Origin of the sequence: Streptomyces sp. NBC_00576, from assembly GCF_036345175.1 — a bacterium.
GTDB lineage: Bacteria > Actinomycetota > Actinomycetes > Streptomycetales > Streptomycetaceae > Streptomyces.
On record NZ_CP107780.1, the window covers coordinates 2,803,457 to 2,822,608 of the forward strand.

At 64.4% G+C, this 19,152-nt stretch carries 6 protein-coding genes, 1 tRNA gene and 3 rRNA genes; 1 reads left to right on the forward strand and 9 read right to left on the reverse strand.

The genetic code is table 11. The features are described from left to right. Positions 1–52 precede the first annotated feature (52 nt). A complete protein-coding gene (locus tag OG734_RS11655; RefSeq protein WP_330287427.1) occupies positions 53–5,524 on the reverse strand; it encodes a HAMP domain-containing protein in 5,472 nt (1,823 codons plus the stop codon). Positions 5,525–5,840: 316 nt separating this feature from the next. On the opposite strand from OG734_RS11655, the gene OG734_RS11660 reads away from it, so the two are divergent. Then, positions 5,841–8,588, forward strand: coding sequence for a SpoIIE family protein phosphatase (locus tag OG734_RS11660; RefSeq protein WP_330287428.1), 2,748 nt, complete (start codon positions 5,841–5,843; stop codon positions 8,586–8,588). 57 nt (positions 8,589–8,645) lie between these two features. On the opposite strand, the gene OG734_RS11665 is transcribed toward OG734_RS11660, so the two are convergent. The 8 genes from OG734_RS11665 to thyX all read right to left on the reverse strand — a co-directional run bounded on the left by OG734_RS11665 (position 8,646) and on the right by thyX (position 18,983). After that, a tRNA-Thr gene (locus OG734_RS11665) sits at positions 8,646–8,721 on the reverse strand. A 94-nt stretch (positions 8,722–8,815) separates the two neighbouring features. Then, complete coding sequence (locus tag OG734_RS11670; protein ID WP_330293632.1) at positions 8,816–9,478, reverse strand: DegT/DnrJ/EryC1/StrS family aminotransferase; 663 nt, start codon at positions 9,476–9,478, stop codon at positions 8,816–8,818. Between the two features lie 114 nt (positions 9,479–9,592). Next, a 5S ribosomal RNA gene (gene rrf / locus OG734_RS11675) occupies positions 9,593–9,709 on the reverse strand. Positions 9,710–9,801: 92 nt separating this feature from the next. Then, a 23S ribosomal RNA gene (locus OG734_RS11680) occupies positions 9,802–12,922 on the reverse strand. A 326-nt stretch (positions 12,923–13,248) separates the two neighbouring features. Beyond that, positions 13,249–14,775, reverse strand: a 16S ribosomal RNA gene (locus OG734_RS11685). Together the 16S, 23S and 5S rRNA genes form the textbook arrangement of a ribosomal RNA operon. 535 nt (positions 14,776–15,310) lie before the next feature. Continuing rightward, on the reverse strand, positions 15,311–16,996 hold the full coding sequence (locus OG734_RS11690; protein WP_330287429.1) for a ribonuclease J: 1,686 nt from the start codon (positions 16,994–16,996) through the stop codon (positions 15,311–15,313). Between the two features lie 129 nt (positions 16,997–17,125). Continuing rightward, positions 17,126–18,025 carry a 4-hydroxy-tetrahydrodipicolinate synthase gene (dapA, locus tag OG734_RS11695; protein WP_330287430.1) on the reverse strand — a complete coding sequence of 300 codons (900 nt, stop codon included), beginning with the start codon at positions 18,023–18,025 and terminating at the stop codon, positions 17,126–17,128. A gap of 217 nt (positions 18,026–18,242) precedes the next feature. Next, on the reverse strand, positions 18,243–18,983 hold the full coding sequence (gene thyX / locus OG734_RS11700) for an FAD-dependent thymidylate synthase (protein WP_330287431.1): 741 nt from the start codon (positions 18,981–18,983) through the stop codon (positions 18,243–18,245). Between the last annotated feature and the right edge of the window lie 169 nt (positions 18,984–19,152).

Consider the following 19,152-nt stretch of genomic DNA (forward strand, 5'->3'; position numbering starts at 1 on the left):
GTGTGAACACCGGAGGTTCCCGTCCTCGCGACGGAAACTCCCAGCTCAACCGTCACTGCTCTCGCATCCACTGCTCCATCACCGTCAGCAGGTGATCGGGGTCGACGGGCTTGGTCACGTAGTCGGAGGCCCCCGACTCGATCGCCTTCTCCCGGTCGCCCTTCATCGCCTTGGCCGTCAGCGCGATGATCGGGAGCCCGGCGAACTGCGGCATCCTACGGATCGCCGTGGTCGTCGCGTATCCGTCCATCTCGGGCATCATGATGTCCATCAGTACGACTGTCACATCGTCGTGCTGTTCCAGGACTTCGATGCCTTCCCGGCCGTTCTCGGCGTACAGCACCGACAGCCCGTGCTGCTCCAGGACGCTCGTCAGCGCGAACACGTTGCGGATGTCGTCGTCGACGATCAGCACCTTCTCGCCGTCGAACCGGATGCCCTGGCGCGGCTGTTGGGCCGCCTCCTGCGCTCCTGCCGCCCAATGGCCGTTCGCCCTGGAGGAAGCGTTCAGATCAGCCACCGACACGGCCCTGCGGCGCCGCCTGAAGAGCGCGGCGGGCCCGTTCTGCGCCTCGTGGTACGACTTCACCTCGGCCGGTGTCTCGATGTCCGCCCCGGCGAGCTCCGCCTCGGAGGCCAGCAGCTCGCCGACCTCCAGGGAAGGCGCCAGCTGCGCGTAGCCCTGCGGGGGCAGTTCACTCGGGTGCAGCGGCAAATACAGCGTGAACGTCGAGCCCCGGCCCGGCTCGCTCTGCGCGTGGATCTCGCCGCCGAGCAACCGCGCGATCTCTCGCGAGATGGACAGCCCCAGACCCGTACCGCCGTACTTGCGGCTGGTCGTGCCGTCCGCCTGCTTGAACGCCTCGAAGATCACCCGCATCTTGCTGGCCGCGATCCCGATGCCGGTGTCGGTCACCGAGAACGCGATCATGTCGGCGTCCGCGTCACGCAGCGAACCCGCCTCCAGCAACTGCTCACGGATAGCCACCGGAACCTCCGCACCGGCCGGCCGGATGACTAGCTCCACCGCTCCCGAGTCGGTGAACTTCACCGCGTTGGACAACAGGTTGCGCAGCACCTGAAGCAGCCGCTGTTCGTCGGTGTGCAGCGTGGCGGGCAGGTCCGGCGAGACCCGTACGGAGAAGTCGAGGCGCTTCTCCGCGGTCAGCGGACGGAAGGTGGCCTCCACGTAGTCGACGAGCTGCACGAGCGCGATGCGCGTCGGGGAGACGTCCATCTTGCCCGCCTCGACCTTCGACAGGTCGAGGATGTCGTTGATCAGCTGGAGCAGGTCCGAGCCCGCCCCGTGGATCGTCTCCGCGAACTCGACCTGCTTCGGGGTGAGGTTCGTGTCCGCGTTGTCGGCGAGCAGCTTGGCCAGGATCAGCAGCGAGTTGAGCGGCGTACGCAGCTCGTGCGACATGTTGGCGAGGAACTCGCTCTTGTAGCGCATCGACACGGCGAGTTGCTCGGCGCGCTCCTCCAGGACCTGCCGCGCCTCCTCGATCTCGGTGTTCTTGACCTCGATGTCGCGGTTCTGCTGGGCCAGCAGTTCGGCCTTCTCCTCCAGCTCCGCGTTCGACGACTGAAGCGCCTTCTGCCGGTTCTCCAGCTCGGCCGAGCGCTCCCTCAACTGCTCGGTCAACTCCTGCGACTGCTTCAGCAGCACCTCCGTCTTGGTGTTGACGGAGATGGTGTTGACGCTGGTCGCGATCATCTCGGCGATCTGGTTGAGGAAGTCCTTCTGGATCTGCGTGAACGGCGTGAACGACGCCAGTTCGATGACACCGAGCACCTTGCCCTCGAACAGCAGCGGCAGCACGATCACCTGCGCGGGCGGCGCCTCGCCGAGCCCGGAGGAGATCTTCAGATAGCCGCTCGGCGCGTTCTCCACGAGGATCGTGCGCTTCTCCTGGGCGGCGGTCCCGACCAACGCCTCACCGGGCCTGAACGAACTCGGCATGGAGCCCATGGAGTAGCCGTACGACCCGAGCATGCGCAGTTCGTACGCGTTCTCCGGGGCACCTCCCGCGTCCTTGCCGTCGACCGTCTGCATCGCCAGGAAGAACGCGCCGTGCTGGGCGGTGACGACCGGCGTCAGCTCGCTCATGATCAGCGAGGCCACGTCGTCGAGGTCCCGGCGGCCCTGCATCAGGGCGGAGATACGGGCGAGGTTGCCCTTGAGCCAGTCCTGTTCCTTGTTGGCGATCGTGGTGTCGCGCAGGTTGGCGATCATCTTGTTGATGTAGTCCTGCAGCTCCTGGATCTCGCCGGCGGCGTCCACGTCGATCTTCAGGTTGAGGTCACCGCGGGTCACCGCGGTCGCCACGCGCGCGATGGCCCGCACCTGCCGGGTCAGGTTCCCGGCCATCTCGTTCACCGACTCGGTGAGGTCGCGCCAGGTACCGTCGACGTCCCGCACGCGCGCCTGGCCACCGAGTTGGCCCTCCGTGCCCACCTCTCGGGCGACTCGGGTGACCTCCTCGGCGAAGGACGACAGCTGATCAACCATGGTGTTGATCGTCGTCTTGAGCTCAAGGATCTCGCCGCGAGCGTCAATGTCGATCTTCTTCGTCAAGTCACCCTTGGCGATGGCCGTCGTCACCATCGCGATGTTGCGCACCTGACCGGTCAGGTTGGACGCCATCCCGTTCACCGACTCGGTGAGGTCCTTCCAGGTACCAGCCACACCCGGCACCCGCGCCTGCCCGCCCAGGATGCCGTCCGTACCCACCTCACGGGCCACCTTGGTGACCTGGTCGGCGAACGAACTCAGCGTCTTCACCATCGTGTTGAAGGTGTCGGCGAGCTGCGCGACCTCACCGCGCGCTTCGATCGTCACCGTTCGCGTCAGGTCACCGTTGGCAACGGCTGCCGCGACCTGGGAGATGTTCCGCACCTGCACGGTCAGGTTGTTGGCCATCAGGTTGACGTTGTCGGTGAGGTCCTTCCAGATGCCCGTGACACCCGACGCATGGGCCTGACCGCCGAGAATGCCCTCCGTGCCCACCTCGCGGGCAACCCGGGTCACCTGCTCGGCGAACGACGACAGTTGATCAACCATGGTGTTGACCGTCGTGACGAGTTCGAGGATCTCACCCTTCGCGTCAACAGTGATCTTCTTCGACAGATCGCCCTTGGCGACGGCGGTCGTCACTTCGGCGATGTTGCGCACCTGGATGGTCAGGTTGTTCGCCATGAAGTTCACGGACTGCGTGAGGTCCTTCCAGGTGCCGGAGACACCCTGCACCTCGGCCTGGCCGCCGAGCATGCCCTCCGTACCCACCTCACGGGCCACACGCGTGACCTCCTGGGCGAACGACGACAGCTGGTCGACCATCGTGTTCAGGGTGTTCTTGAGCTCCAGGATCTCGCCGCGCGCGTCCACAGTGATCTTCTGGGACAGATCACCGCGCGCCACCGCGGTCGCCACCTGGGCGATGTTGCGCACCTGGGCGGTGAGGTTGCCGGCCATGCCGTTCACCGAGTCGGTGAGGTCGCGCCACACACCGGCGACCCCGGGCACCTGCGCCTGCCCGCCGAGCCGACCCTCCGTACCCACGTCCCGGGCGACCCGGGTCACCTGGTCGGCGAAGGCGGAGAGTTGATCAACCATGGTGTTGATCGTGTTCTTCAACTCAAGGATCTCGCCGCGAGCGTCGACATCGATCTTCTGGGACAGGTCGCCGTTGGCCACGGCCGTCGTCACCTGGGCGATGTTGCGCACTTGGGAGGTCAGGTTGCCGGCCATGAAGTTGACGGAGTCGGTGAGTTCCTTCCACGTACCGGACACTCCGTCCACGCGCGCCTGACCGCCGAGGCGGCCCTCCGTACCCACGTCACGGGCCATCCGCGTCACCTGGTCGGCGAAGCTCGACAGCTGGTCCACCATCGTGTTCACGGTGTTCTTCAGCTGAAGCATCTCGCCGGAGACATCGACGGTGACCTTCTGCGACAGGTCGCCGTTGGCCACCGCGGTCGTCACCTGGGCGATGTTCCTCACCTGTCCGGTGAGGTTCCTGAACGCCGTGTTGACGGAGTCCGTCAGATCCTTCCACGTACCCGCCGCACCCGGCACCTGGGCCTGGCCGCCCAGCTCGCCCTCGACACCGATCTCCCGCGCGACCCGTGTGACCTCGGCACCGAACGCGGACAGCTGGTCGACCATCCCGTTGACGGTGTTCTTCAGCTCCAGCATCTCGCCGGCGACCTCGACGCTGACCTTCTGCGACAGATCACCGCTGGCAACAGCGGTCGTCACAGTGGCGATGTCCCGCACCTGGGTGGTGAGATTCCGGAAGACCGTGTTGACGGAGTCCGTCAGGTCCTTCCACGTACCCGCCGCACCCGGCACGTTCGCCTGCCCGCCGAGCCGCCCCTCGCCACCGACCTCGTTGGCGACCCGGGTGACCTCGTCCGCGAACGTCCGCAGCGTCTCGGTCATCTGGTTGATCGTCTCGGCGAGCTGGGCGACCTCGCCGCGCGCCGAAACCGTCACCTTCTGCGACAGATCACCATTGGCGACCGCGGTCGTCACCTGCGCGATCCCGCGCACCTGAGCCGTCAGGTTGCCGGCCATAAGATTCACCGAATCGGTGAGGTCTTTCCACACGCCGTCCACACCCGGCACCTGTGCCTGCCCGCCGAGCTCACCCTCCGTACCCACCTCGCGCGCGACTCGCGTCACCTCAGAGGAGAAGGACGACAGCTGATCCACCATCGTGTTGACGGTGTTCTTCAGCTCCAGCATCTCGCCGGCCACGTGAACCGTGACCTTCCGGGACAGATCACCCTTGGCGACCGCAGTCGTCACCAGCGCGATGTCCCGCACCTGCGCCGTCAGCCGGTACGCCATCGTGTTGACCGAGTCCGTGAGATCCCGCCACGAACCGGACATTCCGCGCACCTGGGCCTGACCGCCCAGCTTGCCCTCCGTACCGACCTCACTGGCCACGCGCGTGACCTCGTCGGTGAACGTCGACAACTGGTCGACGAGATTGTTGACCGTGCGCCCGACCTTGAGGAACTCCCCGCGCAGCGGATGCCCGTTGCCGTCCGCAGCCGGCGCCCGCAACTCCATCCGGGGCGACAGATCGCCCTCGGCGACCGCACTCAGCACCCGCCCGACTTCGGAGACCGGACGTACGAGATCGTCGACCAGCGCGTTCGAGGCCTCGATCGCCGCGGCCCACGAGCCCTCGCTGACCCCCACCTCCAGCCGCTCGGTCAGCTTCCCCTCGCGCCCCACCATGCGCCGCACGCGCGACAATTCACCCGTTACATGGAGATTACGGTCGGCCACCTCATTGAAAACCGCCGCGATCTCCGACATGACGCCGTCGCCGGACACCGTGAGCCGCTTCCGGAAGTTGCCGTCACGCATCGACTCCAGGGCCGACAGCAGCCGGTCCAGCGAAGCCGTGTCCACCTCGGTCGTTCCATTGCGCGGTTTACGCCGGTTACTCAGGGACTGTCCGCCTTTCGCGCGCGTCTTAGTGCCCCGCGTCGCTGCGCCAGACTCCACTGTGTCCCTCCCGCAGGGGTCGACCGTTTGTCCTCTGTGTGCTCTGCCGTCACCCGGGCCTACCCGGATACTGCCAGTCGTGCTCAGACCTTCTCCTGGAGCCTGCCCAGTGTTTCACCCAGTCCGAACCCGGCCATAACAGTTCGGCAGCTTCGCACACCGTCCGCACACTCTGGGGACGTAAACACTGCAGACCTGCATCCGAATGGACCGCGAAGGTAAGTAACCTTGCATACGGCTGTCCAGCCACACCGGTCCGTCCGGTCTGGGCGGTGGCACGACCACGAGCGGGCAGGCATCGGAGGGGCACCGCACCATGACCACCGGACTGCATCCCGGGGAAGCACCCCAGGACCCCCGGGCGACGGGGAACCCGCCTCTGCCCAGGCAGGAGCGGATCGGCCCCGGCACGCCGCATGCCGACAACCGGACGAGGAGTTCTGTGATCACCGCGCGCGCGGCAGCCAGCTTCGACCCCGTGGGACGATCGGTCGCGACCGCCCGCTCCTTCGTCCGCGACACCCTTCAGGGCTGGGGCTTCGCGGACATCGTCGACGACGCCGTGGTCCTCACGAGCGAACTGGTCACCAACGCCGTGATCCACGCGGGCACCTCCGCGGACGTCCTGTGTCTACGCAGTGACGACGGCGTACGCATCGAGGTGGCCGACCGATACCCGGAGCGCGAGATCCCCCTCCAGGGGTCGCCCGTCAACATGGGCAGCCCCGACCGGGAGGGAGGCCGTGGCCTCCAGTTGTGCGCGGCGCTGGCCGGCCGCTGGGGCGTCGAGTACACGCCCACGCAGAAACAGGTCTGGTTCCAACTCGACCTCCCCGAGCGCGCGGTGGGCACCCGCTCCGCGGGCCCGTCCCTCCCCGCTGCCCTGCTCCCGCTGGCCGACGGCCGGGTCCGGGTCGCGGTCATCCAGATCGACCGTGCCGGATCCATCGCGGCGTGGAACGAGGACGCCGACGAACTCTTCGGCTACACCCCCGAGTCGGTCATCGGCAAACCTCTCACCGACCTCGCCGCCTGGCCGCACACCCCCGGCACCAGCACCGGCGTCGCCGAGGCCCTCCAGCTCTCCCGCTGGGAAGGCAGCTACGGCATAAGGGGCGCCAACGGCCGCGTAACCCCCGTGTACGCCTCCCACCTCCGCGTCCGCGACACGGACGGCGAGCCCTCGACGGTCTGCCTCCTCGTACGCGACCACGAACGGGCGGTCCTGCAGACCCCGTTGCGCGGCAGTTCGTCCGACACGTCGTCGAGCTCCGAGGGGCCTAACACGGACCCCTTCGAGGTGTTCATCGGCTCCCCGGCACCGGACGACCTCGACGGTCTGCTCCAGCGCACGGTGGAGCGCGCCCGCGACATGCTCGACGCCGACTCCGCCTTCCTGCTCCTGGCCACGGACGACGAAACGGAGTTGGAGGTGCGGGCCTCGACAGGCCTCCCCTCCGCCCGCCAGCGCTTCGCCCGCGTCCCGGTCGAGGCAGGCCCCGGCCGCTACGGCTCGGCCCGTATGCCGGCCGTCCACGACGACCTCTTGGCCGTCCCCGGAGCCGTCCCCCTCCTGAGCGGTACGGGCATGCGCTCGGTCGTCACCGTCCCCCTGAAGGTGGAGGGCCGTCTCACCGGCGCCCTGGGCGTCGCAGCCGAGTCCCCCGGCCGCTATACCAACGAAGAGGCCCTGCGCCTCCAATTCGCCGCCGACCGCATCGCGTTGGCGGTGGAGTCAGCCCGCCTGGGCGAACTGGAACGCCTGCGCCGCGGCTCGCTGAGTTTCCTGGTCGAGGCCTCCGACCTCCTCGCCGGCACACTCGACCGCGACCAGACCCTCGCGCTCATGGCCCAGATGACGGTCCCGACCCTGGCCACTTGGTGTGCGGTCTACACGATCGCCGACCAGGCCTCGGAGCCGTACCTCTCGTACGTCCTGCACGAGGACGAGGACCGCATCGACGGCCTCAAGGCCCTCCTGTCGAAGATCGCCCCACCGGACCCGGTCCCCACCCCCGGCGCCCGCGTCTGGTCGGCCCCTGCCACGGCAGCCCACCACGCGGCCCTGCGTACGTCCATGCGCAGCCTGGGCCTCAACGCGCCCACCACGGTCAGTTCGGGCATCGGCACAACTCTCGCCACGGCAGCGGCAGTCGGCGGCGAGACGGTCGTCCTCCCCCTCGTCGCCCGCAACCGCGTGATCGGCATGCTCACCCTCGGCAAGCCGACGGACGAACACTTCCGCCAGGAAATCCTGGAACTCGCCGAGGACCTGAGCCGCCGGGCCGCCCTGGCCCTGGACAACGCCCGCCTGTACTCGGAACGCACCGCCATCAGCCAGTCCCTCCAACGAAGCCTTCTTCCCCCGGAGTTGCCGGAGATCGACGGCGTGGAGGTGGAGGTCATCTACCGCGCGGCCGGCGAGGGCAACGAGGTCGGCGGCGACTTCTACGACCTCTTCCCCATCCGCGACGGCGCCTACGGCTTCGCCATCGGCGACGTGTGCGGTACGGGCCCGGAGGCCGCCGCGGTAACGGGCCTGGCTCGCCACGCCCTCCGCCTGCTGGCCAGGGAGGGCTTCGGCGGCCCCGCGGTCCTGGAGCGCCTCAACTCGGCGATCCTCGACGAGGGAGCCCGCAGCCGCTTCCTGACCCTCCTGTACGGCGAGTTGTGGCCGCAGGAGGACGGCAGCGCCGTCCTGAAGGTGGTCTGCGCCGGCCACCCCCTCCCGCTCCGCCTGCGCCAGGACGGCACTGTGGAACCGGCAGCGGAGCCCCAGCCCCTCCTGGGCGTCCTGGAGGACCTGGAGCTGTACGAGCAGACGATCACCCTCGAGCCAGGCGACGTCCTCCTCTGCGTCACCGACGGCGTCACGGAACGCCGCGAGGGCACCCGCATGCTGGGCGACGACGGCCTGATGGACGTCCTGACGACGTGTACGGGCCTGACGGCCGGCGCGGTGGCGGCCCGCATCATGCGCGCCGTCGAACGCTTCGCTTCCGACGCCCCCTCCGACGACATGGCCATCCTCGCGATGCGCGTGCCGGGCCTGCAGAAGGACTGATGGACTGACGACGGGCATGAAAAAAGGGCCCCGCCCAATTGGGCGGGGCCTTCTGCGTGGAGCCCCCCAACGGAATCGAACCGTTGACCTTCTCCTTACCATGGAGACGCTCTACCGACTGAGCTAGGGGGGCCAGCTACCTGTCGAGGTCTCCCTCGCGGCAACGAAATAGATCATACCCCGAACAGGCCCGTGTTCCCAACTACGCCCGCACAATGCCCGAACGATCAGAACGCGGGCTGCAACAGCCCCCCGAGTGAGTTGCACGCGGACACGATCCGCTGCATTTCCCGCTTGGTCAACGAGGCGTCCACCGGCAGCGCCAGCGTCTCGTCGACTGCCAGCTCGGTCTCGGGCAGCGAGACACAGCACCGGAACACGGGCATGCGATGCACCGGCGCCTTTACCGGCACCCGGCAGTCAATTCCTCTGGCCCGCAAGGCCCGAGCGAAGGCATCCCGATCGGGCCGCCCATTGCCGGGCACCCGCACCACGTACTGCTGGTAGGTGTGCCCGTCCCCGTCGTCGGGCGTACGCACACCGCGCAGCCTCAGATCGAGAAACGCCGCGCGCTGGCGCCGCTGAGCGATCTCGTCGTACGGCGCTTCGGACTCCCCGTGCTGCAACACAAGCAGCCCGTGCCGCTGCCCGACCTCGAGCAGCCGCCCCATGTCGGCCGGCCGCCCAAAGCGGTGTACGACAACCATGGCCGCGGTCCGCGGAGTCGTGGCCGCCTCGACAGCTGACGCGTCAAGGCAGTACGTCACCGGATCTATGTCGGCGAACACCGGCAGTCCACCGGCCATGATCACGGCCTCAGTGACTTCCACGTTCCCGAAGGCCGGCACTACGACCTCGTCACCGACTCCGACGCCGGCGGCCCTCAGCATTTCAGCAGTACCCATGCTCTGGATGTTGGGCGCGCGACGTGAACGTCAAGTGACGCACAACAAAAAAGGGTTGGACCCCGAACCGAAGTTCAGGGTCCAACCCTTTCAATATTTGTTCGGCGGTGTCCTACTCTCCCACAGGGTCCCCCCTGCAGTACCATCGGCGCTGTGAGGCTTAGCTTCCGGGTTCGGAATGTAACCGGGCGTTTCCCTCACGCTATGACCACCGAAACACGGTGAAACACATCAACCGCACCACACCCGTGACCTTGGGTGTGGGGTTGTTCGTGGTTTCAGAACCAACACAGTGGACGCGAGCAACTGAGGACAAGCCCTCGGCCTATTAGTACCAGTCACCTCCACCCGTTGCCGGGCTTCCAGATCTGGCCTATCAACCCAGTCGTCTACTGGGAGCCTTACCCCATCTAGTGGGTGGGAACACTCATCTCGAAGCAGGCTTCCCGCTTAGATGCTTTCAGCGGTTATCCCTCCCGAACGTAGCCAACCAGCCATGCCCTTGGCAGGACAACTGGCACACCAGAGGTTCGTCCGTCCCGGTCCTCTCGTACTAGGGACAGCCCTTCTCAATGTTCCTGCGCGCGCAGCGGATAGGGACCGAACTGTCTCACGACGTTCTAAACCCAGCTCGCGTACCGCTTTAATGGGCGAACAGCCCAACCCTTGGGACCGACTCCAGCCCCAGGATGCGACGAGCCGACATCGAGGTGCCAAACCATCCCGTCGATATGGACTCTTGGGGAAGATCAGCCTGTTATCCCCGGGGTACCTTTTATCCGTTGAGCGACGGCGCTTCCACAAGCCACCGCCGGATCACTAGTCCCGACTTTCGTCCCTGCTCGACCCGTCGGTCTCACAGTCAAGCTCCCTTGTGCACTTACACTCAACACCTGATTGCCAACCAGGCTGAGGGAACCTTTGGGCGCCTCCGTTACTCTTTAGGAGGCAACCGCCCCAGTTAAACTACCCATCAGACACTGTCCCTGATCCGGATCACGGACCCAGGTTAGACATCCAGCACGACCAGACTGGTATTTCAACGACGACTCCACAAACACTGGCGTGCCCGCTTCAAAGTCTCCCAGCTATCCTACACAAGCCGAACCGAACACCAATATCAAACTATAGTAAAGGTCCCGGGGTCTTTCCGTCCTGCTGCGCGAAACGAGCATCTTTACTCGTAGTGCAATTTCACCGGGCCTATGGTTGAGACAGTCGAGAAGTCGTTACGCCATTCGTGCAGGTCGGAACTTACCCGACAAGGAATTTCGCTACCTTAGGATGGTTATAGTTACCACCGCCGTTTACTGGCGCTTAAGTTCTCAGCTTCGCCACCCCGAAGAGTGACTAACCGGTCCCCTTAACGTTCCAGCACCGGGCAGGCGTCAGTCCGTATACATCGCCTTACGGCTTCGCACGGACCTGTGTTTTTAGTAAACAGTCGCTTCTCGCTGGTCTCTGCGGCCACCCCCAGCTCATGAAGTAAATTCAATCACCGGTGATGGCCCCCCTTCTCCCGAAGTTACGGGGGCATTTTGCCGAGTTCCTTAACCATAGTTCACCCGAACGCCTCGGTATTCTCTACCTGACCACCTGAGTCGGTTTAGGGTACGGGCCGCCATGAAACTCGCTAGAGGCTTTTCTCGACAGCATAGGATCATCCACTTCACCACAATCGGCTCGGCATCAGGTCTCAGACTCATGATGTGCGGATTTGCCTACACACCGTCCTACACCCTTACCCCGGGACAACCACCGCCCGGGATGGACTACCTTCCTGCGTCACCCCATCACTCACCTACTGCAGGTCTGGTCCGCCGGCTCCACCACTCCCCTTGCCCGAAGGCTCCGGGGCGGCTTCACGGACTTAGCATCGCCTGGTTCAATGTTTGACGCTTCACAGCGGGTACCGGAATATCAACCGGTTATCCATCGACTACGCCTGTCGGCCTCGCCTTAGGTCCCGACTTACCCTGGGCAGATCAGCTTGACCCAGGAACCCTTAGTCAATCGGCGCACACGTTTCCCACGTGTGTATCGCTACTCATGCCTGCATTCTCACTCGTGAACCGTCCACCACTAGCTTCCGCTGCAGCTTCACCCGGCACACGACGCTCCCCTACCCATCCCAACGGGCGTTGGCCCTATTGCTGGAATGACACGACTTCGGCGGTACGCTTGAGCCCCGCTACATTGTCGGCGCGGAATCACTAGACCAGTGAGCTATTACGCACTCTTTCAAGGGTGGCTGCTTCTAAGCCAACCTCCTGGTTGTCTGTGCGACTCCACATCCTTTCCCACTTAGCGTACGCTTAGGGGCCTTAGTCGATGCTCTGGGCTGTTTCCCTCTCGACCATGGAGCTTATCCCCCACAGTCTCACTGCCGTGCTCTCACTTACCGGCATTCGGAGTTTGGCTAAGGTCAGTAACCCGGTAGGGCCCATCGCCTATCCAGTGCTCTACCTCCGGCAAGAAACACACGACGCTGCACCTAAATGCATTTCGGGGAGAACCAGCTATCACGGAGTTTGATTGGCCTTTCACCCCTAACCACAGGTCATCCCCCAGGTTTTCAACCCTGGTGGGTTCGGTCCTCCACGAAGTCTTACCTCCGCTTCAACCTGCCCATGGCTAGATCACTCCGCTTCGGGTCTTGAGCGCGCTACTAAAACGCCCTATTCGGACTCGCTTTCGCTACGGCTTCCCCACACGGGTTAACCTCGCAACACACCGCAAACTCGCAGGCTCATTCTTCAAAAGGCACGCAGTCACGACGCACCGAGTAAACTCGGCGCGCGACGCTCCCACGGCTTGTAGGCACACGGTTTCAGGTACTATTTCACTCCGCTCCCGCGGTACTTTTCACCATTCCCTCACGGTACTATCCGCTATCGGTCACCAGGGAATATTTAGGCTTAACGGGTGGTCCCGCCAGATTCACACGGGATTTCTCGGGCCCCGTGCTACTTGGGTGTCTCTCAAACGAGCCGTTAATGTTTCGACTACGGGGGTCTTACCCTCTACGCCGGACCTTTCGCATGTCCTTCGCCTACATCAACGGTTTCTGACTCGTCTCACGGCCGGCAGACCGTGAAAGAGAGATCCCACAACCCCGCACACGCAACCCCTGCCGGGTCTCACACGTATACGGTTTGGCCTCATCCGGTTTCGCTCGCCACTACTCCCGGAATCACGGTTGTTTTCTCTTCCTGCGGGTACTGAGATGTTTCACTTCCCCGCGTTCCCTCCACACACCCTATGTGTTCAGATGTGGGTGACAGCCCATGACGACTGCCGGGTTTCCCCATTCGGAAACCCCCGGATCAAAGCCTGGTTGACGACTCCCCGGGGACTATCGTGGCCTCCCACGTCCTTCATCGGTTCCTGGTGCCAAGGCATCCACCGTGCGCCCTTAAAAACTTGGCCACAGATGCTCGCGTCCACTGTGCAGTTCTCAAACAACGACCAACCACCCACCACCCCACCCACAAAAGGGGCGAGTTCACTGGGGTCGGCACTGAAGGCAGCCGTTACCGGCCGTACCCTCAGACACCCAACAGCGTGCCCGACCCGTCCCCGCCCGGAGATCATGCTTTCCACGCCCTCTTGCGAGAGCAGTACTTGCAGCCTCCGACCCGTGAAACCGGCCGAATAATCAACGTTCCACCCATGAGCAACCAGCATCAGACATTCGCCGATGTACTGGCCTCTGACCAGGTTCCCGAAGGCTCCTGGTAAGAAATGCTCCTTAGAAAGGAGGTGATCCAGCCGCACCTTCCGGTACGGCTACCTTGTTACGACTTCGTCCCAATCGCCAGTCCCACCTTCGACAGCTCCCTCCCCGTGAGGGGTTGGGCCACCGGCTTCGGGTGTTACCGACTTTCGTGACGTGACGGGCGGTGTGTACAAGGCCCGGGAACGTATTCACCGCAGCAATGCTGATCTGCGATTACTAGCAACTCCGACTTCATGGGGTCGAGTTGCAGACCCCAATCCGAACTGAGACCGGCTTTTTGAGATTCGCTCCGCCTCACGGCATCGCAGCTCATTGTACCGGCCATTGTAGCACGTGTGCAGCCCAAGACATAAGGGGCATGATGACTTGACGTCGTCCCCACCTTCCTCCGAGTTGACCCCGGCAGTCTCCTGTGAGTCCCCATCACCCCGAAAGGCATGCTGGCAACACAGAACAAGGGTTGCGCTCGTTGCGGGACTTAACCCAACATCTCACGACACGAGCTGACGACAGCCATGCACCACCTGTACACCGACCACAAGGGGGCGCCTGTCTCCAGACGTTTCCGGTGTATGTCAAGCCTTGGTAAGGTTCTTCGCGTTGCGTCGAATTAAGCCACATGCTCCGCTGCTTGTGCGGGCCCCCGTCAATTCCTTTGAGTTTTAGCCTTGCGGCCGTACTCCCCAGGCGGGGAACTTAATGCGTTAGCTGCGGCACCGACGACGTGGAATGTCGCCAACACCTAGTTCCCACCGTTTACGGCGTGGACTACCAGGGTATCTAATCCTGTTCGCTCCCCACGCTTTCGCTCCTCAGCGTCAGTAATGGCCCAGAGATCCGCCTTCGCCACCGGTGTTCCTCCTGATATCTGCGCATTTCACCGCTACACCAGGAATTCCGATCTCCCCTACCACACTCTAGTCTGCCCGTATCGAATGCAGACCCGGGGTTAAGCCCCGGGCTTTCACATCCGACGCGACAGACCGCCTACGAGCTCTTTACGCCCAATAATTCCGGACAACGCTTGCGCCCTACGTATTACCGCGGCTGCTGGCACGTAGTTAGCCGGCGCTTCTTCTGCAGGTACCGTCACTTTCGCTTCTTCCCTGCTGAAAGAGGTTTACAACCCGAAGGCCGTCATCCCTCACGCGGCGTCGCTGCATCAGGCTTTCGCCCATTGTGCAATATTCCCCACTGCTGCCTCCCGTAGGAGTCTGGGCCGTGTCTCAGTCCCAGTGTGGCCGGTCGCCCTCTCAGGCCGGCTACCCGTCGTCGCCTTGGTGAGCCACTACCTCACCAACAAGCTGATAGGCCGCGGGCTCATCCTGCACCGCCGGAGCTTTGAACCCACCCCCATGCGAGGGAAGGTATTATCCGGTATTAGACCCCGTTTCCAGGGCTTGTCCCAGAGTGCAGGGCAGATTGCCCACGTGTTACTCACCCGTTCGCCACTAATCCACCCCGAAAGGCTTCATCGTTCGACTTGCATGTGTTAAGCACGCCGCCAGCGTTCGTCCTGAGCCAGGATCAAACTCTCCGTGAATGTCAACCCGTAATCGGGTCACACCACGAGAGCGGAACAGTCAAGCGGAATAAGCCCGACCGTTCACAGCGTCCTCGCTGTGTTTACTACTCCAAAGGAACCTCGCCCTCCCGAACGGGAGAGACGGGGTATCAACATATCTGGCGTTGATTTTTGGCACGCTGTTGAGTTCTCAAGGAACGGACGCTTCCTTCGTACTCACCCGAGAGACTCTCTCAGGCTTTCCTCCGGGCAGTTTCCCTTCGGTCTTGCTGTCTTGCGTTTCCGACTCTATCAGACCGTTTCCCGATCCGATTTCCTCGGTGCTTTCCAGGTTTCCGCTTTCGCGTTTCCCTTTCCGGCGACTCCGACTTTATCAGAAGTTCTGAGTCGGAATTTCCGTCCCGCTCGGGTTGGTCCCTGGCACGCAGTTGAGCCGGGTTCCCTCGCTGGCGGAGCCGTAAACGTACTGGAGCGGGGCTCCTCGATGCAAATCGAGGAGCCCCGCTCCAGGTTCACGCCTACGAGGGGCCTCTGAGGCGCCCTCTTGTAGCTGTCAGACCTCCACGACGACCGGGAGGATCATCGGGCGCCGGCGGTAGGTGTCCGACACCCATTTGCCCAGCGTGCGGCGGATGAGCTGCTGCATCTGGTGGGGCTCCACCACCCCGTCCTGGGCCGAGCGCTCCAGCACCTCGGCAATCCTCGGGACGACGTCGGTGAAGGCGGAGTCGTCGATGCCCGAGCCACGGGCCTGGATGTGCGGACCGCCCGTGATCTTGCCCGTGGACGAGTCCATCACCACGAATACCGAGATGATGCCCTCGTCACCCAGGATCCTGCGGTCCTTCAGGGCGGGTTCGCCCACATCCCCGACCGAGAGGCCGTCGACGTACACGTACCCGGCCTGGACCTTGCCGGAGATCTTTGCCTTGCCCTCGATGAGGTCGACGACCACACCGTCCTCGGCGATGACGATCCGGTCGTGCGGAACGCCGGTCATGGCACCCAGCTCGGCGTTGGCCCGCAGGTGGCGCCATTCTCCGTGGACCGGCATCAGGTTGCGCGGCTTGCAGATGTTGTAGAAGTACAGGAGCTCGCCGGCCGAGGCATGGCCGGAGACGTGCACCTTGGCGTTGCCCTTGTGAACGACGTGCGCGCCCCAGCGGGTCAGACCGTTGATCACGCGGTACACCGCGTTCTCGTTGCCAGGGATGAGGGACGAGGCCAGGATCACGGTGTCGCCCTGGACGATACGGATCTGGTGGTCCCTGTTCGCCATGCGGGACAGCGCCGCCATCGGTTCGCCCTGTGAGCCCGTGCAGACCAGCACGATCTGGTGGTCCGGGAGGTCGTCGAGGGTCTTGACGTCCACCACCAGACCCGGCGGGACCTTCAGATAGCCCAGATCTCGGGCGATCCCCATGTTGCGGACCATCGAGCGGCCGACGAAGGCAACCCTGCGGCCGTACTCGTGGGCCGCGTCCAGGATCTGCTGGATGCGGTGGATGTGGCTGGCGAAACTGGCCACGATGATCCGCTTGCTGGCACCCGCGAAGACCTGGCGCAGCACGTTCGAGATGTCGCGTTCGGGCGCGACGAAGCCCGGGACCTCGGCGTTCGTCGAGTCGGAGAGGAGGAGGTCGATGCCTTCTTCGCTCAGTCGCGCGAATGCGTGCAGGTCCGTGAGGCGGCCGTCCAGGGGAAGCTGGTCCATCTTGAAGTCGCCCGTGTGGACCACCATGCCCGCAGGAGTGCGGATGGCCACGGCCAGGGCGTCGGGGATGGAGTGGTTGACGGCGACGAACTCGCAGTCGAAGGGGCCGATCCTCTCCCGGTTCCCCTCCGTCACCTCAAGGGTGTACGGGCGGATGCGGTGCTCCTGGAGCTTCGCCTCGATGAAGGCGAGGGTCAGCTTGGAGCCGATCAGCGGGATGTCCGGCTTCTCCCGGAGTAGGTAGGGGACTGCACCGATGTGGTCCTCGTGGCCGTGCGTGAGGACGATGCCCTCGATGTCGTCGAGGCGGTCCCTGATAGACGTGAAGTCAGGCAGGATCAGGTCGATTCCGGGCTGCTCCTCCTCGGGGAAGAGCACGCCACAGTCGACGATCAGTAGACGACCGCCGTACTCGAAGACGGTCATGTTGCGGCCGATTTCGCCGAGGCCGCCCAGCGGGGTGACCCGCAGGCCGCCCGTCGGGAGCTTCGGCGGGGCGCCGAGTTCAGGATGCGGATGACTCAAAAGACTCTCCTCACCACACGCGCCACGTACCGGCAAGGCACGTGGCGCGCATGACGTTCGTGCAAAAGCAGTTGTTGGATGTGGGCTGCGGACACAGACGTCCCGCGTATTCAGTTGTGAAGTCCGGTGTCAGAGCTGTACCCCGCCTGCAGCAAGATCGATCTTGAGCTGGGCGATCTCGTCGGCCGACAGCTCGACCATGGGAGCGCGCAGCGGTCCGGCGGGCAGGCCCTGGAGGGCGAGCGCGGCCTTGGTGGTCATGACGCCTTGGGTACGGAACATGCCGGTGAAGACCGGCAGCAGCTTCTGGTGGATCTCCGTCGCCTTCTGGACGTCGCCGGAGACGTACGCCTCGACGAGGGTGCGCAGCTCGGGTGTGACGACATGGCCGACGACCGAGACGAAGCCGACCGCGCCCACGGAGAGCAGTGGCAGATTCAGCATGTCGTCGCCGGAGTACCAGGCGAGGCCGGAGCGGGCGATGGCCCAGCTGGCACGGCCGAGGTCGCCCTTGGCGTCCTTGTTGGCGACGATCCGGGGGTGCTCGGCGAGCCGGACGATCGTTTCAGTACTGATCGGGACACCGCTGCGGCCTGGGATGTCGTACAGCATGACCGGGAGTTCGGTAGCGTCCGCGATGGCCGCGAAGTGCCGGTACAGGCCCTCCTGCGGGGGCTTGTTGTAGTACGGCGTCACCGTCAGGAGACCGTGTGCGCCGGTCTTCTCCGCCGCGCGGGCCAGTTCGATGCTGTGGTGGGTGTCGTTCGTGCCGACGCCCGCGATGATGTGGGCCCGGTCGCCGACGGCCTCCAGTACGGCTCGTACGAGATCCGATTTCTCCGCGTCGCTGGTGGTCGGCGACTCACCGGTGGTGCCGTTGATGACCAGGCCGTCATTGCCTGCGTCCACCAGGTGGGTGGCGAGCCGCTGTGCGCCGTCGAGGTCGAGCGCGCCGTCCGCCGTGAACGGCGTGACCATGGCGGTGAGGACCCGCCCGAAGGGGGTCTGCGGAGTGGAGGTCGGAGCCATGGGTACCACGCTACTCGGTGCTCAGGGCGCGGTCTGCCCTAGGGGTGCAGGGAAAGTCATGACAAAGATGGAACCCGGCACTGCCTGCTCGGGGGTTCAAGCAGTGCCGGGTCCGTTTGATCAGGCTAGATGAACCTCTCGAAATACCGCAATACGGACACTTCGCCGGGCTGATCCGTACATCAGTGCCCGGTGGCGAAAGGCGCGTGCGTGTGCCTTACGGCGCCACCCTGCCGTTCGCGTTGAAAGCCGCGTGGGTCAGCGGCATGAGCCTGGCCCACTCCGCCTCCATCTGCTCGCCGACCATCTCGATCTCCCGCTGCGGGAACGACGGCACCTTCGCCAGCTCGTGCTGTGTGCGCAGGCCGAGGAAGTGCATCAGGGAGCGTGCGTTGCAGGTGGCGTACATCGACGAGAACAGGCCGACCGGGAGGACCGCGCGGGCGACCTCACGGGCGACGCCCTGCGCGAGCATCTGCTGGTAGGTCCGGTACGCCTGGCGGTACGAGTCCTCCATGGCGCGCTCCACGAGTTCGTGCTGCTCAGGGGTGCCCTCGACGAACACGTACTTGCCCGGCCGCCCCTTCTGGACGAGCTTGCGCGACGTGTCCGGCACATAGAACACGGGCTGCAGCTCCCTGTACCGCCCGGATTCCTCGTTGTACGACCACCCCACGCGGTGTCGCATGAACTCACGGAAGACGAAGATCGGGGCGCTGATGAAGAACGTCATGGAGTTGTGCTCGAACGGGCTGCCGTGCCGGTCTCGCATGAGGTAGTTGATCAGGCCCGTTGAGCGCTCCGGGTCCTTGTCCAACTCGTTCAGGGACTGCTCCCCGGCGGTCGACACACGGGCCGCGAACAGCACGTCGGAGTCAGCCGCACTGTGTTTGACCAGCTCTACGGTCACCTCGCTGCGCAGGTCGATCTTGAACTCGTCGTCGGGGGTGGGGCTCACGGTCTAGAGGGTCCTTCCCATCTCGTCACTTGGCGACGCCACTCTACGACCCACCAAACGGGACGTTCACCATCGTCACAGAGTTAAATCGGTGAAACCGGGCACCATTTGAGGCAGTCGCTCGTCTGTACAAGCAGCAGTGATTCGTTCGATCCCCAAAGGGAGAAGC